19 protein-coding genes are annotated in these 21,500 nt (G+C 36.2%); all 19 read left to right on the top strand.

The annotated features are described in order from the left end of the window. Positions 1-60: 60 nt before the first annotated feature. The 19 genes from A9C19_RS12785 to A9C19_RS12700 all read left to right on the top strand — a co-directional run bounded on the left by A9C19_RS12785 (position 61) and on the right by A9C19_RS12700 (position 21,267). On the top strand, positions 61-297 hold the full coding sequence (locus A9C19_RS12785; RefSeq protein WP_072580305.1) for a transcriptional regulator SplA domain-containing protein: 237 nt from the start codon (positions 61-63) through the stop codon (positions 295-297). 230 nt (positions 298-527) lie between these two features. Then, positions 528-1,556, top strand: coding sequence for a spore photoproduct lyase (gene splB / locus A9C19_RS12780; protein WP_072580304.1), 1,029 nt, complete (start codon positions 528-530; stop codon positions 1,554-1,556). A 558-nt stretch (positions 1,557-2,114) separates the two neighbouring features. Then, positions 2,115-2,903: an SDR family oxidoreductase gene (locus A9C19_RS12775; protein WP_072580303.1), complete on the top strand. Its 789-nt coding sequence runs from the start codon at positions 2,115-2,117 to the stop codon at positions 2,901-2,903. A 134-nt stretch (positions 2,904-3,037) separates the two neighbouring features. Further along, positions 3,038-3,511, top strand: a complete 474-nt coding sequence (locus A9C19_RS12770; RefSeq protein ID WP_072580302.1) for a hypothetical protein — start codon at positions 3,038-3,040, stop codon at positions 3,509-3,511. Next, the gene (locus A9C19_RS12765; RefSeq protein WP_083584370.1) at positions 3,508-4,008 is read left to right on the top strand and encodes a hypothetical protein; all 501 of its coding nucleotides are present in this window, start codon (positions 3,508-3,510) and stop codon (positions 4,006-4,008) included. Before A9C19_RS12770 ends, A9C19_RS12765 begins: the two co-directional genes overlap by 4 nt. A gap of 81 nt (positions 4,009-4,089) precedes the next feature. Beyond that, positions 4,090-4,956, top strand: coding sequence for an NAD(P)-dependent oxidoreductase (locus A9C19_RS12760; protein WP_072580301.1), 867 nt, complete (start codon positions 4,090-4,092; stop codon positions 4,954-4,956). Further along, positions 4,944-5,420, top strand: a complete 477-nt coding sequence (locus A9C19_RS12755) for a GNAT family N-acetyltransferase (RefSeq protein WP_099092770.1) — start codon at positions 4,944-4,946, stop codon at positions 5,418-5,420. The genes A9C19_RS12760 and A9C19_RS12755 overlap by 13 nt, the downstream gene beginning before the upstream one ends. Before the next feature lie 347 nt (positions 5,421-5,767). Next, positions 5,768-7,861: a peptidoglycan D,D-transpeptidase FtsI family protein gene (locus tag A9C19_RS12750; RefSeq protein WP_072580300.1), complete on the top strand. Its 2,094-nt coding sequence runs from the start codon at positions 5,768-5,770 to the stop codon at positions 7,859-7,861. Between the two features lie 152 nt (positions 7,862-8,013). Further along, positions 8,014-8,190 carry a hypothetical protein gene (locus A9C19_RS22045; protein ID WP_199445784.1) on the top strand — a complete coding sequence of 59 codons (177 nt, stop codon included), beginning with the start codon at positions 8,014-8,016 and terminating at the stop codon, positions 8,188-8,190. A gap of 420 nt (positions 8,191-8,610) precedes the next feature. Then, positions 8,611-9,819, top strand: coding sequence for an acyl-CoA dehydrogenase (locus A9C19_RS12745; protein WP_072581877.1), 1,209 nt, complete (start codon positions 8,611-8,613; stop codon positions 9,817-9,819). 92 nt (positions 9,820-9,911) lie between these two features. Beyond that, entirely contained in the window at positions 9,912-10,685 is a 774-nt protein-coding gene (locus A9C19_RS12740) for an SDR family oxidoreductase (protein WP_072580299.1), read from the top strand. A 75-nt stretch (positions 10,686-10,760) separates the two neighbouring features. After that, positions 10,761-12,374: a long-chain-fatty-acid--CoA ligase gene (locus tag A9C19_RS12735; RefSeq protein WP_072580298.1), complete on the top strand. Its 1,614-nt coding sequence runs from the start codon at positions 10,761-10,763 to the stop codon at positions 12,372-12,374. An 88-nt stretch (positions 12,375-12,462) separates the two neighbouring features. Further along, the gene (locus A9C19_RS12730) at positions 12,463-13,032 is read left to right on the top strand and encodes a TetR/AcrR family transcriptional regulator (RefSeq protein WP_072580297.1); all 570 of its coding nucleotides are present in this window, start codon (positions 12,463-12,465) and stop codon (positions 13,030-13,032) included. A gap of 117 nt (positions 13,033-13,149) precedes the next feature. Next, positions 13,150-14,025, top strand: a complete 876-nt coding sequence (locus A9C19_RS12725; protein ID WP_072580296.1) for a 3-hydroxyacyl-CoA dehydrogenase family protein — start codon at positions 13,150-13,152, stop codon at positions 14,023-14,025. Positions 14,026-14,065: 40 nt separating this feature from the next. Beyond that, positions 14,066-14,467: an acyl-CoA thioesterase gene (locus A9C19_RS12720; RefSeq protein ID WP_072581876.1), complete on the top strand. Its 402-nt coding sequence runs from the start codon at positions 14,066-14,068 to the stop codon at positions 14,465-14,467. A 13-nt stretch (positions 14,468-14,480) separates the two neighbouring features. After that, positions 14,481-15,542 carry a phosphotransferase family protein gene (locus A9C19_RS12715; RefSeq protein ID WP_072580295.1) on the top strand — a complete coding sequence of 354 codons (1,062 nt, stop codon included), beginning with the start codon at positions 14,481-14,483 and terminating at the stop codon, positions 15,540-15,542. A gap of 30 nt (positions 15,543-15,572) precedes the next feature. Further along, positions 15,573-17,330, top strand: coding sequence for an acyl-CoA dehydrogenase family protein (locus A9C19_RS12710; RefSeq protein ID WP_072580294.1), 1,758 nt, complete (start codon positions 15,573-15,575; stop codon positions 17,328-17,330). Between the two features lie 24 nt (positions 17,331-17,354). After that, positions 17,355-18,338, top strand: a complete 984-nt coding sequence (locus A9C19_RS12705) for a quinone oxidoreductase family protein (RefSeq protein WP_072580293.1) — start codon at positions 17,355-17,357, stop codon at positions 18,336-18,338. A gap of 1,114 nt (positions 18,339-19,452) precedes the next feature. Then, a complete protein-coding gene (locus tag A9C19_RS12700; protein WP_072580292.1) occupies positions 19,453-21,267 on the top strand; it encodes a PAS domain S-box protein in 1,815 nt (604 codons plus the stop codon). The last annotated feature ends 233 nt before the right edge of the window (positions 21,268-21,500 follow it).

The raw sequence follows: 21,500 nt of genomic DNA, 5'->3' as shown, positions 1-21,500 counted from the left end.
TTCACCTCATATTGTAAAACCTATAGAAAAGTACGTGATTATTAATTGGAGGTTTTTGTTATGGAAGATTTTCGTGTAGGTGATGAAGTATATGTTATTTATCGAAATCCTCATGCAGCTGTAGTAGCAAATATTGAAAAGGCTGAGGTAGTTGAGCACCCTAAAAATCCAGGTGAACTTGCATTATTTCTTCATGATGCCTATCATCCATTGGCTGAAGATGATGCTGTATTTTCAAGTCTCGATGATGCTGAAAGCCTGTATAATGAAATTTTTCACTATACTCCACTCGATTAAGTATCGTCACTAGTTAAAAGTAGGGTCGGTGGAGGTAGTTTAGTCCCACCGACTACTGTTATATTTCACCTCATTTAACGTTCCTCTATCCTTACTCTTTCAGGTTCATTAAAAACTCTTATCAATTTACTAAAGGAAAATATTGAATAGTCTATTTCTACTTTATTTAGTGAAAATTAATGATGAATAGATAACGAAATTCGATGATTAAAGAGAAAGTAGGTATTTCAATGGTAAAACCTTTTGTACCTCAATTAATTTATATAGAACCTAGAGCTTTAGAATATCCCCGTGGGGTTGAATTGAAAGAGAAGTTTGAAAAAATGGGGTTAGAAATAAGGGAAACAACCTCTCATAATCAGGTTCGAAATATACCTGGAAAAAACCACCTTCAGCAGTACAGAAACGCTAAATCAACTCTTGTAGTAGGAGTTAGAAAAACTCTTAAGTTTGACACGTCAAAACCCTCTGCAGAATATGCTATTCCTTTAGCAACCGGTTGTATGGGTCATTGCCATTACTGTTATTTACAAACGACAATGGGGAGTAAGCCTTATATTCGTACCTATGTGAATGTAGATGAAATTTTACAGCAAGCGCAACAATATATGGAAGAAAGAGCACCTGAGATCACTCGCTTTGAAGCTTCCTGTACATCTGATATTGTGGGAGTTGACCACCTAACTCATTCCTTAAAGGATGCAATTGAATATTTCGGAAAGACCGATATGGGAAGATTGAGGTTTGTTACGAAATTTCATCATGTTGACCATTTATTAGATGCAGAACATAACGGGAGAACGAGATTTCGATTTAGTATCAATGCAGACTTTGTCATTAAAAATTTTGAACCCGGAACATCCCCGTTAGAACAACGGATTGAAGCCGCAGTCAAAGTTGCAAATGCCGGCTATCCTCTTGGCTTTATTATCGCCCCTATTTATATTCATGATGGCTGGCAAGAGGGGTACAAAGCATTATTTGAGAAAATGGATGCATCTTTGCCTAAGAATGTTAGAGATAATATTACCTTTGAAATGATCCAGCATCGATTTACGAAACCAGCTAAGCGAGTCATTCAAAAAAATTATCCAAAAACAAAGTTAGAATTAAATGAAGAAGAGCGTCGGTACAAGTGGGGAAGATATGGTATTGGGAAATATATCTATCAAAAGGATCAAGAACAGGAGCTTCGTGATACCTTAGAGGATTATGTTGCCCATTACTTTCCTGAAGCAAAAGTAGAATACTTTACGTAATAGAGGCTGGGACATAAGTGTTTTTAGTTAATGAGAAACCCGAACTATCAGGTGATTTTTCAATGGAAATCTCCCAAATCGTTCGGGTTTTGGAGCGGAAGTCACTTTACTCCGGCGGGAGGTAGAGGAAACGGTGAGACCCCACAGGCTTAAGGAGAGGAGGCTAAAGCACCTCCCTAGGAAAAAGCAGTTCATTCCCTGTAGATGGCAAGTGGATGGAGCAGAATGGAACGTACTGGTTCTTCCACCACAACATATTAATAAGTAACAACGTGTCAAACGATAGTCGTTCTTTCTTTAAAAAATAATTGAGTTTTGACCCAACCTCTTTCTTCCTCAGTGAGAATAATACACTTTGCCTTCATTTTTGTACCTTACCTAAGGCCTTCAAGCTCAAGTTATCTGTGTATAGGGTGAGTATTAGAAGCGTTTGTAATTACTATAAGAAGCTCTGCATTAAAAGTGATAGGCTTGTTCTATATATTGATACGTTTTCATGTCATGGATTGCACCTGTCATGGTAAAATAAGGGTGAATCTTAGTAAGGGGTGGATACGTGTGAATAGTGGATTAAAAGGAAAAAATGCTCTCGTAATTGCTTCAAGTCAAGGGCTAGGAAAGGCTATTGCAAAACAATTAGTTGCACAAGGTGTAAATGTGATGATAACTAGCCGAGATCAAGTGAAATTACAAGAAGTTAAGGTTGAACTTGAGGCTTTGACAGCTGGTAAAGTGAAATATCAGGTATGTGATCTAAAGAAAAAGCATGAGATTGAAGAGCTCGTACGTAATACAATAGAAGAATTAGGCTCAATAGAATTATTGGTCAATAATGCTGGCGGTCCTCCTGCAGGAACTTTTGAAGATATGACAGATGAAGATTGGCAGCATGCATTTGAGTTAAATCTTTTAAGTTACATAAGAGTCATCCGTGAGGTATTACCAAAAATGAAGGAAAATGGTGGAGGTAAAATTGTAAATATAGCCTCTTCTTCTGTGAAAGAACCAATTCCGGGATTAATCCTCTCAAATACTTTTAGAACTGGAATAATCGGTCTAACTAAGACGTTGGCAACTGAATTTGCTACATCCAATATATTAATTAATACAGTGGCTCCAGGTCGAATTGCAACAGATCGCGTTGCTTTCTTAGATGAAGTGACAGCTAGGAAGGAAGGGGTAACGAAAGAACAAATTGAGGAGAAAATGAAAAAAAATATCCCACTTGGCCGCTATGGTGAACCTAAGGAATTTGCTAACTATGTTTGCTTTTTATTATCAGATCTAAATTCCTATATGACAGGTCAAACCTTCTTAGTAGATGGTGGAATGGTAAAATCAATATAACTATTGACAAGAAATGAACCAAGCGTTCGTTTCTTTTTTTATGACTAGGAAGGGCTTGCTCATCTGATTTCTACCTCTTGTATAATTTTCCAAAAATGTTGGTAAAATAAGAAAAAAATATAGGTGAGATTGAAATGGCGATTATTTTAGCAATAACCTTTATATGGATTATTATATTATGTTTACTCTTAATTAAGAAGAATATCCATTTACTAGAAATTATTTTCCTCATATGTACAACAGTCATAGTGAATCAACTATTCTGTTCTTTTTTACAAGCGAATCTAAAATGGATAGAACCGTATGATACAGCAACAGCTAAAGCAATCATTATTCTACAAAGAACTATTCTTGTTCCATTATTAACAATGTGTTTCTTAAATTTACTTATTGGAGCGAAGAAGAAAAGGAATAAAGTAATTATATTCCTTGTTCAATTAGTAATCGTCTATTTAATAGAAGAGCTATGCGGTGTATTTCACATCATGAGGTTTTATGTGGACCATCTTTATCTCGCATTTTTCCAAACAACTTTATTGCTTATTGTTGGTTTAATCTCATTCAAGTACTTTAGAAGCTTGTTAAGACAGGAAGTGGACATTCCTTGACGATGCCTGGATATGTAAATGAGGTGTATATTCTAATCACTGTGGCAATTTCTATGTATTTATACAAGGTATTACCAAGGAAATTCCCTTTTCCCATATTTGTATTAAATTTTGTTTTCAGTATAAGTATTGGTCTAAGTGCGGACCATCTAATTGCAACAAAGCCTTTCGAACTTTATGATGTTAATGACACATCGAATGTAGAATTAGTCGATATTGCTTATTATAGTATGTATGGGTTTTCCGGTTATTTCTTTTTATATGCCTATGAACATTTTAGAATTAGAGGCCTTTTCATCATACTATATATCCTTTTGTGGTCTGTCTTCTCCGTTTTCTATGAGTGGATTGCCATGTTAGTTGGTATATTTGATTATAGTAAAGGCTATGAAATAAAGTATTCATTTCCTGTCTATTTATATAGTCAATCACTTTACATTTTATTTTATCTATTTATAAAGAAGGAATATCAAGCAACTAGAAGAAAGTATTTATAGAAGAATCAATTACACAATTAAAAAAGATTCTTAGCTATATAATAAGAGATACATATTGCGTTTTAGAGAGGGGAAATAGATATGAAACAAACCATAGGCTTTATTGGACTTGGGGTAATGGGAAAAAGTATGGCAACGAATATTATGAAGGCTGGGTACCCAATCAATGTATATACTAGAACAAAACAAAAAGCAAAAGAGCTTCTTGAATTAGGTGCAACTTGGAAGGATTCCATCAAGGAGATTTCAGAAGAAAGTGACATCATCATCACAATTATCGGCTATCCAAAGGATGTTGAGGAAGTTTATTTAGGTGAAAATGGTATAGTACAATCGGCTAAATTAGGAGCCTATCTGATTGATATGACCACTTCGCAGCCTTCTTTAGCCAAAAAAATATATGATGTGGCAAAGGAGAAAAGCATTTCTGCATTAGATGCCCCTGTTTCAGGTGGAGACATAGGTGCACGTGAGGCTCGACTTGCTATTATGGTAGGTGGAGACCAAGACGCATATGAGCATTGCTTACCGATATTTCAAGCTATGGGACAAAACATTGTGTATCAAGGGCAGGCAGGCTCAGGTCAGCACACAAAAATGTGCAATCAGATTGCAATTGCTTCTGGGATGGTTGGCGTATGTGAAGCCATTGCCTATGCTGAAAAATCAGGATTGAACCCTGAGACGGTGCTTAAAAGTATTTCTACAGGTGCCGCAGGTAGTTGGTCATTGAGTAATTTGGCACCGAGAATGTTAAAAGAAGATTACGAGCCAGGGTTTTATATAAAACACTTTATAAAAGATATGGGAATTGCTTTGGAGGAAACAAAGGATATGGCAATAGAAGTTCCAGGATTACAGCTAGCGTATTCTCTATATGAAAAATTAGCGAATCAAGGGGATGAAGATAAGGGCACACAAGCCTTAGTTAAGCTATGGAGATCGTAATTAGAAGGTTAACGGATCAAGATCCTGTTCCTGAGAAGCTTTTATTAGAAGCAGATCCATCAAGTGAACAAATAAAAAAGTACTTAAAAGAAGGTATATGTTTTGTAGCGAAAGAAAGATCCAATATTATTGGCGTCATTGTAATCATTGAAACCAGTGATAGTGAAGTAGAAATAGTGAATCTTGCCGTTACAGCAGCTCATAGAGGGAAGAAGATAGCTAAAAAGCTTCTTACACGAGCCGAAGAATATGCTAGGAATATGAACAAAGAATGTATTTCAATTGGAACAGGAAACTCAAGTCTAAATCAACTTGCTCTTTATCAAAAAAGTGGATTTAGACTAGATTCTATTCGCAAGAACTACTTTAGGGAGAATTACTCAATTCCTATCTTTGAAGATGGAATACAGTGTGTTGATATGATTGTCTTAAAAAAGAAAGTGTCGAAATGTGAAACCTTCTAAAAAGTAAATACGTCTATATAAAAGGGTGACTATTTTGAGGGAATCAAATAGTCGCCCTATTTGGTCTATAAGAACTGAGGAAATTGAATTCATCGGGAGTGAAGAGTAAGAAAAAAAGCTTGAATTTTTATTTCACATACTTTTCATAAAGAATTCTATTTCTAAAGAAGTGTTAATGGTAAAATAAAGAGTAAACTATTTATTAGGCTCTTTTCTTTAATGTTGTTGCTAGTTAAATGGAATCGATCATTTGTGTTTTACTTAGGAAAGCAACAATCTATTCACATATACCTATTTACTAAATATTAAATTATTATATACAGATAAAAAATAAAGGAGGACACATTTTGACAGACCAAAATACAAATGCTTCAGAACAACGGAAATTACGAAAAGCACGTTACGTCCGTATTAATGTATTCTTTTTTGTCGTATTTCTCTTGTTTGTTGCTTTAGTTGTTCGACTAGGCGTTGTGCAAATAGTTCAAGGTGAAGAATTTTCAAAAGAAGTGGCTAGAACTGAATCAGATTATGCACAATTACCAGCACCGCGTGGTAAGATGTACGATCGATATGATCGAGTAGTTGTTGATAATAAGCGTGTCCCTGCGATTACGTATACAGTGGATAAAACAACTAAAACAGAAGATAAAATAGAAACAGCAAAAAAACTAGCAGAATTTATCGATTATGAAGAAGAATACCTTGATGAAGAACTAAAAGAACGAGATATTCGAGATTACTGGTTAGCATCAAATCCCGATGAGGCGAAAGCTTTATTGTCAAAAAAGGAATTAACAGAGAAGCCATCTGTCACATACCCTTTACAGGTTGAACGTGTTCCTGATCGTGAAATTGAACGAATTATGAATGATAAATCTGAAAAAAAATTAGCCTATATTTATACTCGATTTTCATCAGGTTATCAATATGAACCACAGGTTGTTAAATCTCTTAACTTAACAGAAGAAGAATTTTCAAGTGTTTCTGAAAACCTTGAGCAATTACCAGGTGTCGATACGATTACCGATTGGGATAGAGAGTATCCTTATGACTCTTTAACAACTATTTTTGGTGGAGTGACCTCTCCTGAACAAGGGATTCTTCAATCACGTGAGGAGTATTATAAAGCACGGAATTATGCTAGAAACGAACGTGTGGGAAAAAGTTATTTAGAGTATCAATATGAAGATTATTTAAATCCTCGGAAAGCAAAAGTCGAATATATTTCAGATAAAAGTGGAAATATTGTGTCAGAGAAAGTAATAGATGAAGGACAAAGAGGCTATGATCTAAAGCTCTCATTTGATATGGAGCTTCAAATGGAAGTAGAGAAAATAGTGGAAGAGGAACTTCGAAAGGCAAGTGGCTATAATTTCTTAATGGACCGGGCTTTTGTGGTGATGATGGACCCTTACCAAGGTGATGTATTGTCTATGGTTGGGAAGCAGATTAATTCTAAAGATCCAAAGGGTCCTATGTTAGATTTTGCATATGGATCGTTTGCCACTCAATATGAAGCAGGATCGACTGTAAAGGGTGCTACTGTATTAGCTGGCTATCAGGATGGAATGCCATTGGATCAACGCTTCTACGATGCACCGCTCTATTTTAAAGGAACACAGCCTAAAAAATCTTGGAAAACAATGGGGACAGTTACAGATGTAAAGGCACTAGAGCAATCCTCTAACGTTTATATGTTCTATGTGGCAATGAGAATAGCTGATATTAACTATGTCAAGAATGGGTCATTTAATGCTTCACAGGAGGATTTTCAATCTTTACGAAACTATTTTGCTCAGTTTGGACTTGGAGTCCCAACAGGTATTGACTTACCTCAAGAATCTGGTGGTTTAATTAGTGATCCTGATAACCCAGGTAAACTTCTAGATATTGCAATTGGTCAATTTGACACATATACTCCGCTTCAATTAGCTCAATATGTATCCACGATTGCTAATGGAGGTTCTCGCGTCCAACCAAGAATTGTAACTAGTATCCATGAACCTATTGAAGAGCAAGAGCTAGGTCCAATTGTTGTTGACAAAGCACCCACAGTGTTAAATAAAATAAACAATACAGAAGAACAAATTGAACAGGTTCAATACGGATTTGAACGTGTTGTCACTTCTGGAACAGCTAGAGCATATATCGCTCGCAAAGAAGTTGCAGGTAAAACAGGAACATCTCAAACACTCTATTATGGACCTAAACGAGAATATTGGGGAAAAGAAACCAATAACTTGAATTTTGTAGGTTATTATCCTTCAGATAACCCAGAAATCGCGTTTAGTGTGGTTGTTCCTTGGACAACAAATGATAAGAATCATATTAACTTACAGATTGCTTCAAAGGTTGTTGACGCCTACGTCGAGCTTCAGAAGAAGTATCTCACATCAACTGATATTGCCCTTGAAGAACAGGAAGAAGGAGAAGAGTAAATACACTCTTCTTTTTTTTGTGCTCTTATACCTTGTCAGAACTTGATTACCTTATTCATAGCAGGGGTTGGCAATTAGCAAGTTTTACTTACATAAAACCCTTTCTTTGAAGTAAACCTATAAGAGAAAAACAAAAGAGGAGTGAAGTGAAATTGGCGAAGCGAACGAAGAAAAATGACCCACAGCAAAAGAATAAAAAAGGCTTTGATTCAAGTGTAATCGATTCTGAGTTCAGTCATGAATTTGGAAGTGCTGCTGCTAATAACGTTCATAAAGATAAGGCAAAAAAAGAAAAAGCATCAAAAAATAATGGTGAATTCAAAGGATAAAGGGGCACTTGCCTCTTTTTTTTATGTGATGCTTTTGAATAGTTTAAGGGCTAAATGATTTTCTCGTTGAACAGGGTAGAGTTGCTTTTTTTGCGATTTAAATTCCTGCTTGAGCTCTAAAAAAATTAATTAACAAACTTACCTTACTAGACACTTTCATGAAAATATTGGTTATATTTCGAACTTGTAATTTGATAGCTATAGAAGGGTGGAAAAGATCTTTTCAGATGAAAAGGTTTTTTGGTCTTAAGACTTATTTATTGTTACCTTTCCCTATTTTATTAACATCAGCTTTTACTCCTAATTGTTCTTATTATTTGAAAAATAAAATAATAGTTGAATACATGATTAAAACGTATTAAGATGGAAACATACCAACCGGTTAGTAAGAATTGGGGAAGAGGAAGGAATGATGTGAAAGTGAATTTCTCTTATTCAGAGAAGGTTATTGATCTTCAAAAGAGAATACAATCTTTTATGGAGGAATATATATATCCGAACGAGCATTTATACGAAGAGCAGCTAAATCAGCAGGAAACGAGATGGAGTAAAGTGCCTCCAATTATAGAAGATCTAAAGCAAAAGGCAAGAGCAGAAGGTTTGTGGAATTTATTTTTACCAAGTAGTGAATACGGGGCTGGTCTAAGTAATGTAGAGTACGCACCTTTATGTGAGATAATGGGACGTTCCTTAATAGCTCCTGAGGTTTTTAATTGTAATGCGCCAGATACAGGTAACATGGAGGTACTCGAAAGATATGGAACAGAGCAACAAAAACAGGAGTGGCTTATACCATTACTTGAAGGTAAGATTCGTTCATGTTTTTCAATGACGGAACCGGATGTAGCTTCATCAGATGCTACGAATATTTCTACTAGTATTGAAAGAGATGGAGACGAATATGTCATCAACGGTCGTAAGTGGTGGTCCTCAGGGGCAGGTGATCCAAGATGTAAAATGGCCATCGTTATGGGGAAAACAGATGGAAAAGCTGCAAAGCATGAGCAACAATCAATGATACTAGTACCACTTTCTACGAATGGAGTGAAAATTGAGCGGATGCTTCCGGTATTCGGGTATGATCATGCACCACATGGTCATGCAGAAATAACATTTGATTCTGTAAGAGTTCCTGCAACAAACATTATTTTAGGTGAGGGTAAGGGCTTTGCTATTGCTCAAGGACGATTAGGACCAGGAAGAATTCATCACTGTATGAGGTTAATCGGTGCAGCTGAACGTGCGCTTGAACTATTATGTAAGCGCGTTCAAAAGAGGCGTGCATTCGGGACATTACTCTCTGAGCAAGGAATTATTCAGCAGTGGATTGCAGATTCGAGAATTGAAATTGAACAGGCGAGATTATTAACTTTAAAAGCAGCCTATATGATGGATACTGTTGGGAACAAACAAGCTAAAGCCGAAATTGCGATGATTAAGGTAATTGCACCAGCTATGGCATTGAAGGTGTTAGATCGTGCGATTCAAGCATATGGAGGTGCGGGTGTTAGTGAAGACTTCCCCTTAGCGGCACAATGGGTAAATGCTAGAACATTAAGAATAGCTGATGGACCTGACGAAGTACACCGTGCTCAAGTGGCAAAGTTAGAACTGAAAAAATGTAAATAAATAGGCTCTCAATTAGTAAAGTTTTAGTATCTCTATCATACGCAAACAACCTTTAAAACAAGAGTATCGAACAAGCTTAGGAGGGGAATACGGTGTCAATTGAATCGCTATTTGATTTATCTGGAAAGACAGCTATTATAACGGGAGGTGGTAGAGGCTTAGGAGAACAAATTGCAGAAGGCTTTGCAGAAGCAGGTGCGAATATCGTTTTATGTTCAAGAAATGAAGAAGCTTGTATTGCGGTCGCAAATAAACTTTCGAAAAATGGGGTTAACGCAATAGGATTAAAATGTGATATTACAAAGAAAGAAGAGATACAAAAGGTTGTGGAAAAAACGGTGGACACATTTGAACAAATAGACATTCTGGTGAATAATAGCGGAGCAACATGGGGTGCACCTGCTGTTGATATGCCAATTGAGGCATGGGAAAAAGTAATGAATGTCAATGTAACAGGGACCTTCCTCATGAGCCAAGAAGTTGGTAAGCATATGATTTCACAAAAGAAAGGCAAAATTATTAATATCGCCTCTATTGCTGGTTTAGGTGGAACCGACCCTCGCTTTATGGATACAATCGGCTATAACACAAGTAAGGGGGCAGTTTTAACTTTTACAAAGGATTTAGCAGCGAAATGGGGACAATTTAATATTAATGTCAATGCAATTGCTCCTGGATTTTTTCCTACAAAAATGTCTGCAACGATAATGGAGCATGGTCAAGATTACTTTATGGAACGAACGCCACTTAAACGCTTCGGTACAGATCAAGATTTGAAGGGAGTTGCTTTGTTTTTGGCTGCTAAAGCATCTGATTTTATTACAGGGGATGTTATTATTGTAGACGGTGGAATGCACGTGTTGTAAACATGCTGTTTAAAAGATTAGTAGATTAGCTTGTGAAAAATGCTTTTATTCTAACTTTACAAGGAGGCAATAAAAATGGAAGATCGTAAAAAATGGTATGCAAATTATCCAAACGATTTGGCGAATGAAATTGATATCCCATTTATAAGTGTTCCAGAAATGCTTCAGCAAACAGTTCAAAGTTTCAAAGATCATGATGCAATTTCCTTCTATGGAAGAACCTTTACGTATGAACAATTAGCTGAAATGGTATTTGCTTTTACATCGTCCTTACAATCAGTAGGGGTGCAAAAGGGAGATCGAGTCGCTATTATGCTTCCAAATTGCCCACAATATGTTGTGACGTATTATGGTGCCTTATCAGTTGGTGCTATTGTCACACAAATTAATCCCATGCTTGTAGAGCGGGAGTTAGAACATATCTTAAATGATTCAGGAAGTGAGACAATTGTTGTCCTAGATGCTCTTTATCCAAGAATTAAAGCGATTCAATTAAAAACGAGCTTAAAGCATATTATTACCGTTAGTCTACAGCCTTCAGAATCTCCTCAAACAGAAGATTATACATTCGAACGTTTCCTAGCAAAGAATACAGGAACTGTTATACCTATTCAAATAGATCCAGAGCATGATATTGCCTTACTACAATATACAGGTGGAACAACTGGACGATCAAAAGGAGCAATGCTTACTCATCGAAACATTGTCGCAAATGCCGTTCAATCTAGAGAAATTTTTAAAGGTGAGATTACGTCGGGACAAGAAAAGTGTTTAACCGTTATCCCTTTATTTCATGTTTTCGGTATGTCTAGTTGTATGAATTTATCTATTTTGTCAGGTAATTCTATGATTATGCTCCCACGATTTGAGCTTGAAGAAGTATTGCAAACGATAAAAACAGAACAGCCTACTATTTTTCCAGGGGTTCCAACTATGTATGTCGCCATCACTAATCACCCAAATGCCGAGGACTATTCAATTGATTCAATTCGTATCTGCAATAGTGGAAGTGCTCCGATGCCAGTAGAATTACTAAATGAGTTTGAAAGAAAAACAGGGGCTAAGATATTAGAAGGCTATGGCCTTTCAGAAGCATCACCTGTTACTCATTGTAATCCTCCGTTTGCAGAGAGAAAACCAGGAACCGTAGGTCTAGGTCTACCTAATACGGCTTATAAAATAGTAGACGTAGCAACAGGAACAACAGAGGTACCGACTGGAGAATTAGGTGAGTTACTAGTAAGTGGACCACAAGTTATGAAAGGGTATTGGAATATGCCCGAAGAAACAGCAGTTACATTACGTGATGGATGGCTTTTTACAGGAGATATAGCTAAAGTGGATCAGGATGGCTATCTTTCAATTGTTGATCGGAAAAAGGATTTAATTATTGCGAGCGGTTATAATATCTATCCTCGTGACATTGAAGAGGTCTTATACGAACACCCTTCTGTTCAAGAAGCGGTCGTGATTGGTGTTCCTGACGAATATCGGGGGGAAACCGTTAAAGCATATGTGGTAGTAAAATCCGGTAAGAGTGTTACAAGTGAGGAATTACTTGATTATTGTCGCAAACATCTTGCAGCTTTTAAAGTTCCTACTTTTTTAGAATTTAAAGAAGAGCTACCAAAAACAAATGTAGGAAAAATACTCCGTCGTGCCTTAAGAGATGAAGCAATAAAAAAATAGCTGTTTCAAGTTTCCTTTGAAAATCTATTCACTTTATGCTCTATGATATAATTTCTAAAAAGAAGAATAGATTGTGAGGACAGCATGCATGAAAGAAAAAATAAGAGAGCTTAGTATTCAATTATTTGCAACGAAAGGATTTAAGGAAACTTCAATTCAAGACATTGTGGATGCACTTCATGTAACAAAGGGAACCTTTTACTATTATTTTACCTCTAAAGAGCAGCTATTAATGGATATACATTTGGATTATATAGATGAGCTTTTGCGTAAGCAGGAAGAGATTATTAAACATCCAAGTAAGAGCTGTAAAGAAAAAGTAAGTCAAATTATTTATATGCTTATACACGATATTGAGAAAGAAGGTCTAAGTGCTAATGTTTTCTTTAGAGAAATCAGACATTTAAATGAAGAGCATCTAGCTTTAATCGTACCTAAAAGGGATCAATTTCGTTTTAATATTCAACAGGTTTTAGAAGAAGGGATTAAAAATAAAGAAATTCGAGCAGATTTACCAACTGATATTGTGACCTTTAGTATTTTAGGAATGACCAATTGGAGTTATTTCTGGTTTGACCCTAATGGCAGAGTAACAGATAAGGAAGTTTCCAATGTATTTGTAAATATATTGCTAGAAGGCTTAGAGCTACAATCATAACGTCAAGAGAGGTCTAGGGAACTGAGAAACCTAAGGTAACATCCCTAGACCAGTAAGTTTAACCTCAATAAGGTATAAAAAAGACATACTAACCGGTTAGTAAGAGGGAGAGGTCGAATGAATATACGAAAAGTGTTAGTTGTAGGTGCTGGTCAAATGGGGCATCAAATTGCCATGTTAAGTGCATTAGGTGGATTTGAAACGACTCTACAGGATGTTAATGAAAGCGCATTAGAAGATGCTGCTACAAAGCTACAAAAATTAATGGAGAAATGGGTTCAAAAGCAAAAAATAACAGAGAACGAGAAAGAAGTTGCGTTTTCACGCCTCTCTTTTAAAAGCCATTTAGAATCAGCTGCTATAGAAGCAGATTTTATTATTGAGGCAATTATAGAGAAGCTAGATGCTAAACAAGAGTTATTTAAAAAACTAGATAAGTATGCAAAACCAGAAACCATTTTGGCAACAAATAGTTCTACAATTGTTAATTCACTAGTAGCGAGTGTGACAAATCGTCCAGATAAAGTAGTAAATATGCATTTCTTTTTCCCACCACTTGTAATGAATTGTGTTGAAGTGGTGAAAAGTGAACAAACTTCGGAAGAAACAGCACGTATTACAATGGGTGTCTCAGAACAAATGAACCGATCAGCTGTTCTGCTTCATAAAGAAATTTCAGGTTTTATTGCAAACCGTATACTAGGAGCGTTACAGCGTGAGGCGGTTTTTCTTTACGAAAATGGTTACGCAGATTTTCAAGATATTGATGAAATTTGTAAAAAAGCATTACATCATCCGATTGGACCTTTTGAATTAATGGATTTATCAGGAATTGATGTAGGTTACTTTGTTATGCAGCAAAGATTTAATGAAACAGGAGACCCCGCAGATCGCCCATTTAAAAGTATTGTAGAAAAAGTGGAACGTAATGAATTGGGAAGGAAGACAGGAAAAGGATTCTATGAATATACGAATCAAAAAACAAAGGTGTAGTTAGTGGTATGGTCTATCAACAGAGGAGTGTGTTCACTTGATACATGAAACGACAGTAAGGGTAAGGTTTTGTGAAACAGATGCACTTGGACATGTAAATAACACAAGTTATTTTATTTATTTAGAGGAGGCAAGGGTTCAGTTCTTTGAAGAGATAGGATATGGAATGAAGACGGATGATTGGACATTTATATTAGCTTCTACGAAATGTGATTTTATTGACCAGGCCTATTTTAATCAAGAGCTAACAATTAGCACCGAGGTAAGCAAAATCGGTAATAAGAGCTTTCATCTTGCTCACTCTATTGTAGATAAACTAACAGATGAAGTCATTGCAAGGGGAGAAGCCATTCTTGTTTATTATCAGTTTGACCTTAATAAAAGCATCCCAATTCCCACTGAATTACGAGATACGTTAGAGAAACATTACAGCTTTCTTTAAAGGAGTGCCATGTATGGATCACATAATACCAGTGCGAACTGGAGAAGAATTAGATCATATAAGATTAGCAGGTTTCTTAAAACAAACGTTTAGTGAAATCTATGAGACCGATTCATTAGTGATTAAACAGTTCGGCACAGGGGCGTCAAACTTGACTTATTTGGTGAAAATGGGAGAGTGGGAGGCTGTTTTAAGAAGACCTCCCCATGGTCCAATAGCTCCGAAGGCTCATGATATGAAGCGAGAATACTCCATTCTATCTACTCTCAACCCGATGTACCCAATAGCGCCGAAACCTTTCGTCTACTCAGAAGATGAACAAATTGTTGGGAGTCCGTTCTTTATTATGGAACGAAAGCATGGCTTGCTTCTAGACACAGACTTTCCAAAGGGAATAGTAGCAAGAAAAGAATTAGGTGCTCAATTAAGCATGAAAATGGTTGATACCCTCGTTAAGCTTCACCAGGTGAACTATAAAGGTACGCCATTAGAAGAGATGAGTAATCCAGAAGGCTTTTTAGAAAGACAGGTTTATGGTTGGATTAAACGATATCATAGAGCAAAAACAGATGAAATAAAGGAAGTCGATGAACTCACCAATTGGCTGTTAGCTACTATTCCGAAATCAAAGGATACAACAGTTATTCATTACGATTATAAATTTAATAATATGTTATTTTCAGATGATTTGAAAGAAGTAACAGGACTCTTCGATTGGGAAATGGCTACCATAGGTGATCCACTTGCAGATGTTGGAGCAGCTATGAGCTACTGGTGTCAGGAGGATGATCCTGATCTACTTAAATTTGGGTTAGGTAAACCGCCACTAACCGTAAAAGCAGGATTTTTTACTAGAAATGATTTTATTCAACAATATGCGATAAAAAGTGGTCGAGATGTTTCGACGATTCATTATTATGTAACCTTTGCTTATTTTAAGTTAGCAGTAATTTGCCAACAGATTTATTATCGTTATAAAAACGGGCAAACAAATGACCCACGCTTCAGTCAATTTGATACGTATGTCAAGACACTTATATGTCATGCACTAAACACTAGGGAAACAGATTCGTAAAGTATTTGACTAGATTGGAGGATTTACGTAATGGCGAAAACCTTACATGTAGCAGGTGGGAGTTATTTATATGAGAGTAGCTTTCATCACTCATTATTCACTCCAGAAGATTTTACTACCGAGCAGAAGCTGATTCACAAAACAGCTATTCAATTTATTGATCGAGAAGTGCGCCCTTTAAATGGAAGAATTGAGAATCAAGAGTTCACTATTGTAGTAGATTTATTGAAAAAAGCAGGAAACCTCGGTTTGCTGGCACATAGTGTACCCGAAAAATATGGAGGGCTTGGATTAGATAAAGTGAGCAAAGCCATTGTGGGGGAGGCTGTAGGTAGGTCTGGTAGCTATGGTGTAGCACATTCCAACCATACATGCATTGCCACTTTACCAATCACTTATTTTGGAACAAAAAAGCAGAAGGAAAAATACTTGCCAAAGCTAGCTAGTGGAGAATATATTGGTGCATATTGTTTAACAGAACCAAATGCTGGATCCGATGCATTAGCTTCTCAAACCACAGCAATGGTAAACAAAGAAGAGACACATTATGTATTGAATGGGACGAAGATTTATATCACCAATGGTGCCTTTTCAGATACATTTATTGTCTACGCAAAAGTAAATGGGAACCTTTTTTCTGCTTTTATTGTAGAGAAGGGTTTTCCAGGCTTAATTATAGGTCCTGAAGAACAGAAAATGGGGATTAAAGGATCTTCAACAACAACAGTTACCTTTGATCATTGTCTTGTTCCAAAAGAAAATCTCCTAGGAGTGGAGGGAAAGGGACATCTAATTGCATTAAACGTTTTAAACCTTGGACGTTTTAACCTTGGTTCAGCATGTGTGGGAGCTGCAAAGCTTGCTTTAGAACTAGCGATTTCTTATACGAAGGAGCGCTATCAATTTGGAAAATCAATAGCAGATTTTCCAGCAACAAAAGAAAAAATCGCACATATGGCAAGTAGGATCTATGCGGCTGAATCCATTCAGTACAGAACGGCTGGTTATCTTGAAGAGTCTTTAGGAGATTTAGATTCTACTGACGATCGGGAATTTATTGGCAAGAGGTTAATGGAATATGCGATGGAATGCTCAATTTGTAAGGTGTATGGTTCCGAGTTATTAGATGAAATAAGCGATGAGGCTCTTCAACTTCATGGAGGAGCAGGCTTTATTCAGGATTACCAAATTGAAAGGATCTATCGAGATGCTAGAATTAATCGAATATTCGAAGGGACAAATGAGATTAATCGCTTATTATTACCAACACTCTTGTATAGAAAGATGGAAAAAGGTGAAATAGATTTGGAAAGCTCCATAAAGAAAGCGCTACATGAGCTGTCTACGAAACAATTTAGCGATGTAGGGGGAGAATTTTCAGTTGAGAATAATGCCGTTGCGTCAATACGCAATGTTTTCTTAGCCTGTACGAATGCTGTGTATCAAGAATATGGTGAAAAACTAGTAGAAGAGCAGGAAGCGCTTATGAAGCTATCAAATATTGCGATTGAATTGTTTGCTGCTGAATCGTGTTTAGCGCGTTGCATGAAGTATCCAACCCCCCATTCTAAGGTTATGACAAAATATATAATTGAAAAAGCAGTTTTACAAACAGAAGTCCTGTCTAAACAGCTGATAAATCAAGCTGTGGCAGGTGACATAAGAAGGTCCCTGATTAATATGATTACGAGTCATTTTCAAACAATTGACCTATTTACGACCAAAGATGAAATTAGAGGACTAGCAGATGTTCAAGTAGCTGCTGAACACTATGTGACGAAATCTTAAGTAAGCAAGGAGGAAATGGAGTAGATGAAAGCCATTCAATTTACTGAATACGGTGGTCCAGATGTTCTTAAAATAGTTGAAATTGACAAACCATCTCCTAGAGGTTATGAGGTTGTCATAAAAATAGAAGCAATAGGTGTAAATTATGCTGATACAGCTAGAAGAGAAGGGCAATATGTTGTCAAGACACCGTTACCATACGTTCCTGGTTCTGAGGTTGCAGGTACAGTTACTGAGGTTGGTAAGGATGTTAAGGACTTTTCGATCGGTGATAAAGTTGTTACATTATTAGGCTCAAATCGCGCAACAGGTTATGCAGAGTATACGATAGCTGATGCAAGAGGTTTGCTCTTAATTCCAGATGGTATGAATATCCATCAAGCGGTTGCACTTCCTTTACAAGGCTTGAGTGCTTATCATATTTTAAAAACAATGGGAAGGTTGGAGGAAGGAGAAACAGTTCTGGTACATGCTGCAGCAGGTGGTGTTGGTACCATTGCCGTACAGCTAGCAAAGCTATTCGGAGCTAAGAAGGTTATTGCGACTGCTAGTACGGATGAAAAGTTAGCCTTAGCTAAGGAACTCGGTGCAGATATTTGTATAAACTATACGCATGATAACTGGGAACAACAAGTTTTCGAGGCAACAAATTCAAAAGGTGTAGATGTTGCTTTGGAAATGGCTGGAGGTGAGATTTTTCGTAAAACAGTAGAGTGCCTGGCACCGTTCGGAAGACTTGTTATATATGGTGTAGCAAGTGGTGAACAAGCTCGTCTTTATCCTTCATCATTGATGGCTGACAATAAAACAGTAACGGGATTTTTTCTACCAGGTATTATGAAAAAACAAGAACTTTATCGTAAAAGCCTACAGGATTTACTTACTTTCTTAAACAAAGGAGAGCTTAAATTAATGATAGGGGGTATCTTTTCGTTAGAAGAAGCGAGTAAAGTTCACGAATTACTTCAGGGAAGAAAAACAACTGGTAAATTAATATTAAAACCATAGAAAAAGATCGGATTTTCCGATCTTTTTTTCTTAGCAAACGATAAAATCCATACTTTAATTATGAATAAAAACTTCTCCATCCAGCTCTAGCAATCTTATTTTTATAGAAAAAGTTATATTTCTACCCAAATGTACAGTTCATCACGAATTTTCTGCTTACTATCGCTATTCGACTATAAGGGAAAGCTTGGAGAATCTTAAGGATTTTATAAAAACTAACTAAGAAGAACAATTTCCTCCATGCTTATTTTAAAGAAATACAGAGTAACATAGTGTAGATACCTTTTACATTTTGTCTATTTTTAAGTGTTCGGTCTGGTTGAATTCCACTTCAGTTGCTCGCTTTTTCAAGGGTCGGGCGGTGACTCTTCCTCGGCGTAAACGACTGTGGGTCTCACACTTCCTCTCCATTCAACCTTAAGTAGTTTTGTTCAAAGAACCTAGTTATAAGGCAACATCTTATAGAAAGGAGCTCAATTTTTTAAACCTAAAGCAATTTGTGGCAGATTAAACATGGAATTAATACAATCTACCAAAGAGCCGCAATCAAGACGGAAAACGATACCTTTAATTAATTGCGCTACTAGGTTCTTAATAAATGGAAGCGGGACTATCATTCTAGCAGCCAAGGAGAAAATCATAGCATGAAGTTGTGCTCAACAGGTCTACCGAAGCGTGCTTTTTTTATCGTTACAGAAGATATTCGAACAATTTCAATAGCTGAAAAAATAGCTTCAAATCGTTAGGTAGGTTCTACATCCTATACTTCTTGAAGGTCTAACAGGCTTCCTTGTTGGTATAAGTCCTAGGGAATTTTCCCCCAGTCTCATACGTTAGGGTGGGTGGTCTTACTTATTTCGACATTATGGGGAGGCGGTACTCTCTTTTTTCCCCTGAGTCTCTTAAGATTCACTTTATGTCATTCATTCAAAGGGCTGAATTTTGTAAAAAAATCAAGAGTTAAAAAAGGATTTTAACGAAATTCATAGAATAATATACATACATAAAAACACTATATAGTATATATGTTTATACATAATTCGAATGTTCGTTATAAAAAACTAATACAATATTGATACAGGTAGCGAGAGTGTGTAACAAAGGGGGTTGAACTTTGAATAATCAATCAGCTGAAACAGAGTCGCTCTTACATGAGCTAGAAATATATGCTGTCGTTTCATCTAATGGTCGCTTTCAGTATGTTTCTTCTAATTCATTAGAATTAACGGGATATAAGAATGACGAACTAATTGGAAAATCAATTAAGAATTTTATCCATCAAGAAGATTTGTTTCTTATTGAGAGTTACTTTTTTAATGAACATCATTTATATCCATGTTCATTCCGTTTCCAATCACGTACGATCGATTATATATGGTTTGAAGCATCTGTTGAATTTATTAAGAGTACATTAAAGCAAACAAACCAAGAAATTATTCTAAAGATGAGACCGTTAAATAAACCTGTTTTTACTCCACTAGGACCAGCACGGATAATGAAAGAGAGAAAATTGCCATTGCTTGATTTGAAGAAAATAAGTGGGGATATGATATTGGAGGATTTACCGACCCCATTACTCTTAACTTTAAAAGGGGAAATCTGCTATGCAAATAAGTCCTTTCAAGACTTAATAGGGGCAGATACAAAACATCAGCTAGTTGGTCATCCTATTTATGAATTTATCGAAGCAAGCTTTCATGAAATAGTTAAAACTAGAATTGAACGTTTACATGAAGGTGAAAAAATAGGGATTATTGAGCAAACCTGGAAGCGATTTGATGGTTCTGTCATCAATGTCGAGGTTACGACAGCTTTAACTGCATTTAAAGGAGAATATGCAGAGATGATCGTTTTAACTGATATTTCATCCAAGCGAAATTTTCAAAAAATTCTTCAAAAAAGTAGAGAGAGATACCAACGCCTCATTGATAATTCAATCGATATGATTGGAGTTATTCACCAAGATCGCTGGGTATTTGTAAATGAAGCAGGAATTCGACTATTTCAAGCAGAGGATTACCATCAATTGATGGGGAAAAATATTTTTCAAGATTTACATCCCAAAGACCATACAAGTATGAGAACGTCCCTTAAGAGTATTTTAGAGGGAAAATTAGAAGTGGATGTTAGTAATCAATCATGGTTAATTGATAGTGAAAAGATTCTCTATACAGAAATGGTCTTTATTCCTACAACCTATTTTGGAGAAAAAGCTGTACAAGTTATTTTAAGAGATATTTCAGAGCGAAAAAAAACAGAGGAGCTTATGTTAAGATCTGAAAAACTTTCAATAGCAGGTCAGCTTGCAGCAGGGATAGCGCATGAGATTAGAAACCCTTTAACGGCTATAAAAGGATTTTTACAAATGATGAAGCCGGATTTCACCTCCCACCAACAATATTTTGACATTGTATTTTCAGAATTAAATCGAATAGAACTCATTCTCAGTGAGTTGCTTATGCTTGCAAAGCCTCAGGAAACAAAATTTATTCGTAGAAATATTGTGAGCTTGTTACAGGATGTTGCCATGCTGTTAGAAACACAAGCGAATATGAAAAGTGTATATATCGAACAAGTTCATGAAGATTTCACACTCGAGGTAGATTGTGATGAAAATCAATTAAAACAAGTTTTTATAAATTTATTTAAAAACGCAATAGATGCCATGCCAGAAGGCGGAAAAGTTTCTGTTTATACAAAAAGGAATAATAATAAGATGATTATTGAAGTAAGGGACGAGGGAGAAGGAATTTCCTCTGAATTGATGGAGCGAATCGGTGAGCCGTTCTTAACGACAAAAGAAAAAGGAAATGGGCTAGGATTAATGATTACGTACAAAATTATTGAGGAGCACGGTGGAAATATTCTAATTGATTCAGAGCTTGGCAAAGGTACAACCTTTTTTGTAGAAATGCCCATTCATACATAATATAGTAGATAATACTTTCTCTTTTTAGTGCAACTTAATTACCATAAAAGCATATTTAAGACTGGATGGTGGAGGATCAGTAGGAATACTGATCTTTTTTGCAATCATAAGTCAACAGTTTTGTAAGAAACAAAAAGATTCTTTTCATTTAGTTATGGTAAAGGTAGATGCTGATTTTTTGCACTTTATAGAAAAAAAGTACCCTCCGCAGGCTGATACACCCGCGGTAGGCG

This window comes from Bacillus weihaiensis, from assembly GCF_001889165.1.
GTDB lineage: Bacteria > Bacillota > Bacilli > Bacillales > Bacillaceae > Metabacillus > Metabacillus weihaiensis.
Note: the sequence above shows the minus strand (reverse complement) of the source record. Positions and strands in the feature narration are given on the sequence as shown.

Excerpts from the sequence above, each read along its gene's own strand:
- A9C19_RS12725 (WP_072580296.1), top strand. The coding sequence starts at position 13,150 with ATGAATATACGAAAAGTGTTAGTTGTAGGTGCTGGTCAAATGGGGCAT.
- A9C19_RS12705 (WP_072580293.1), top strand. The coding sequence starts at position 17,355 with ATGAAAGCCATTCAATTTACTGAATACGGTGGTCCAGATGTTCTTAAA.
- A9C19_RS12785 (WP_072580305.1), top strand. The coding sequence starts at position 61 with ATGGAAGATTTTCGTGTAGGTGATGAAGTATATGTTATTTATCGAAAT.
- A9C19_RS12710 (WP_072580294.1), top strand. The coding sequence starts at position 15,573 with ATGGCGAAAACCTTACATGTAGCAGGTGGGAGTTATTTATATGAGAGT.
- A9C19_RS12730 (WP_072580297.1), top strand. The coding sequence starts at position 12,463 with ATGAAAGAAAAAATAAGAGAGCTTAGTATTCAATTATTTGCAACGAAA.
- A9C19_RS12770 (WP_072580302.1), top strand. The coding sequence starts at position 3,038 with ATGGCGATTATTTTAGCAATAACCTTTATATGGATTATTATATTATGT.
- A9C19_RS12735 (WP_072580298.1), top strand. The coding sequence starts at position 10,761 with ATGGAAGATCGTAAAAAATGGTATGCAAATTATCCAAACGATTTGGCG.
- A9C19_RS12755 (WP_099092770.1), top strand. The coding sequence starts at position 4,944 with ATGGAGATCGTAATTAGAAGGTTAACGGATCAAGATCCTGTTCCTGAG.
- A9C19_RS12760 (WP_072580301.1), top strand. The coding sequence starts at position 4,090 with ATGAAACAAACCATAGGCTTTATTGGACTTGGGGTAATGGGAAAAAGT.
- A9C19_RS12715 (WP_072580295.1), top strand. The coding sequence starts at position 14,481 with ATGGATCACATAATACCAGTGCGAACTGGAGAAGAATTAGATCATATA.
- splB (WP_072580304.1), top strand. The coding sequence starts at position 528 with ATGGTAAAACCTTTTGTACCTCAATTAATTTATATAGAACCTAGAGCT.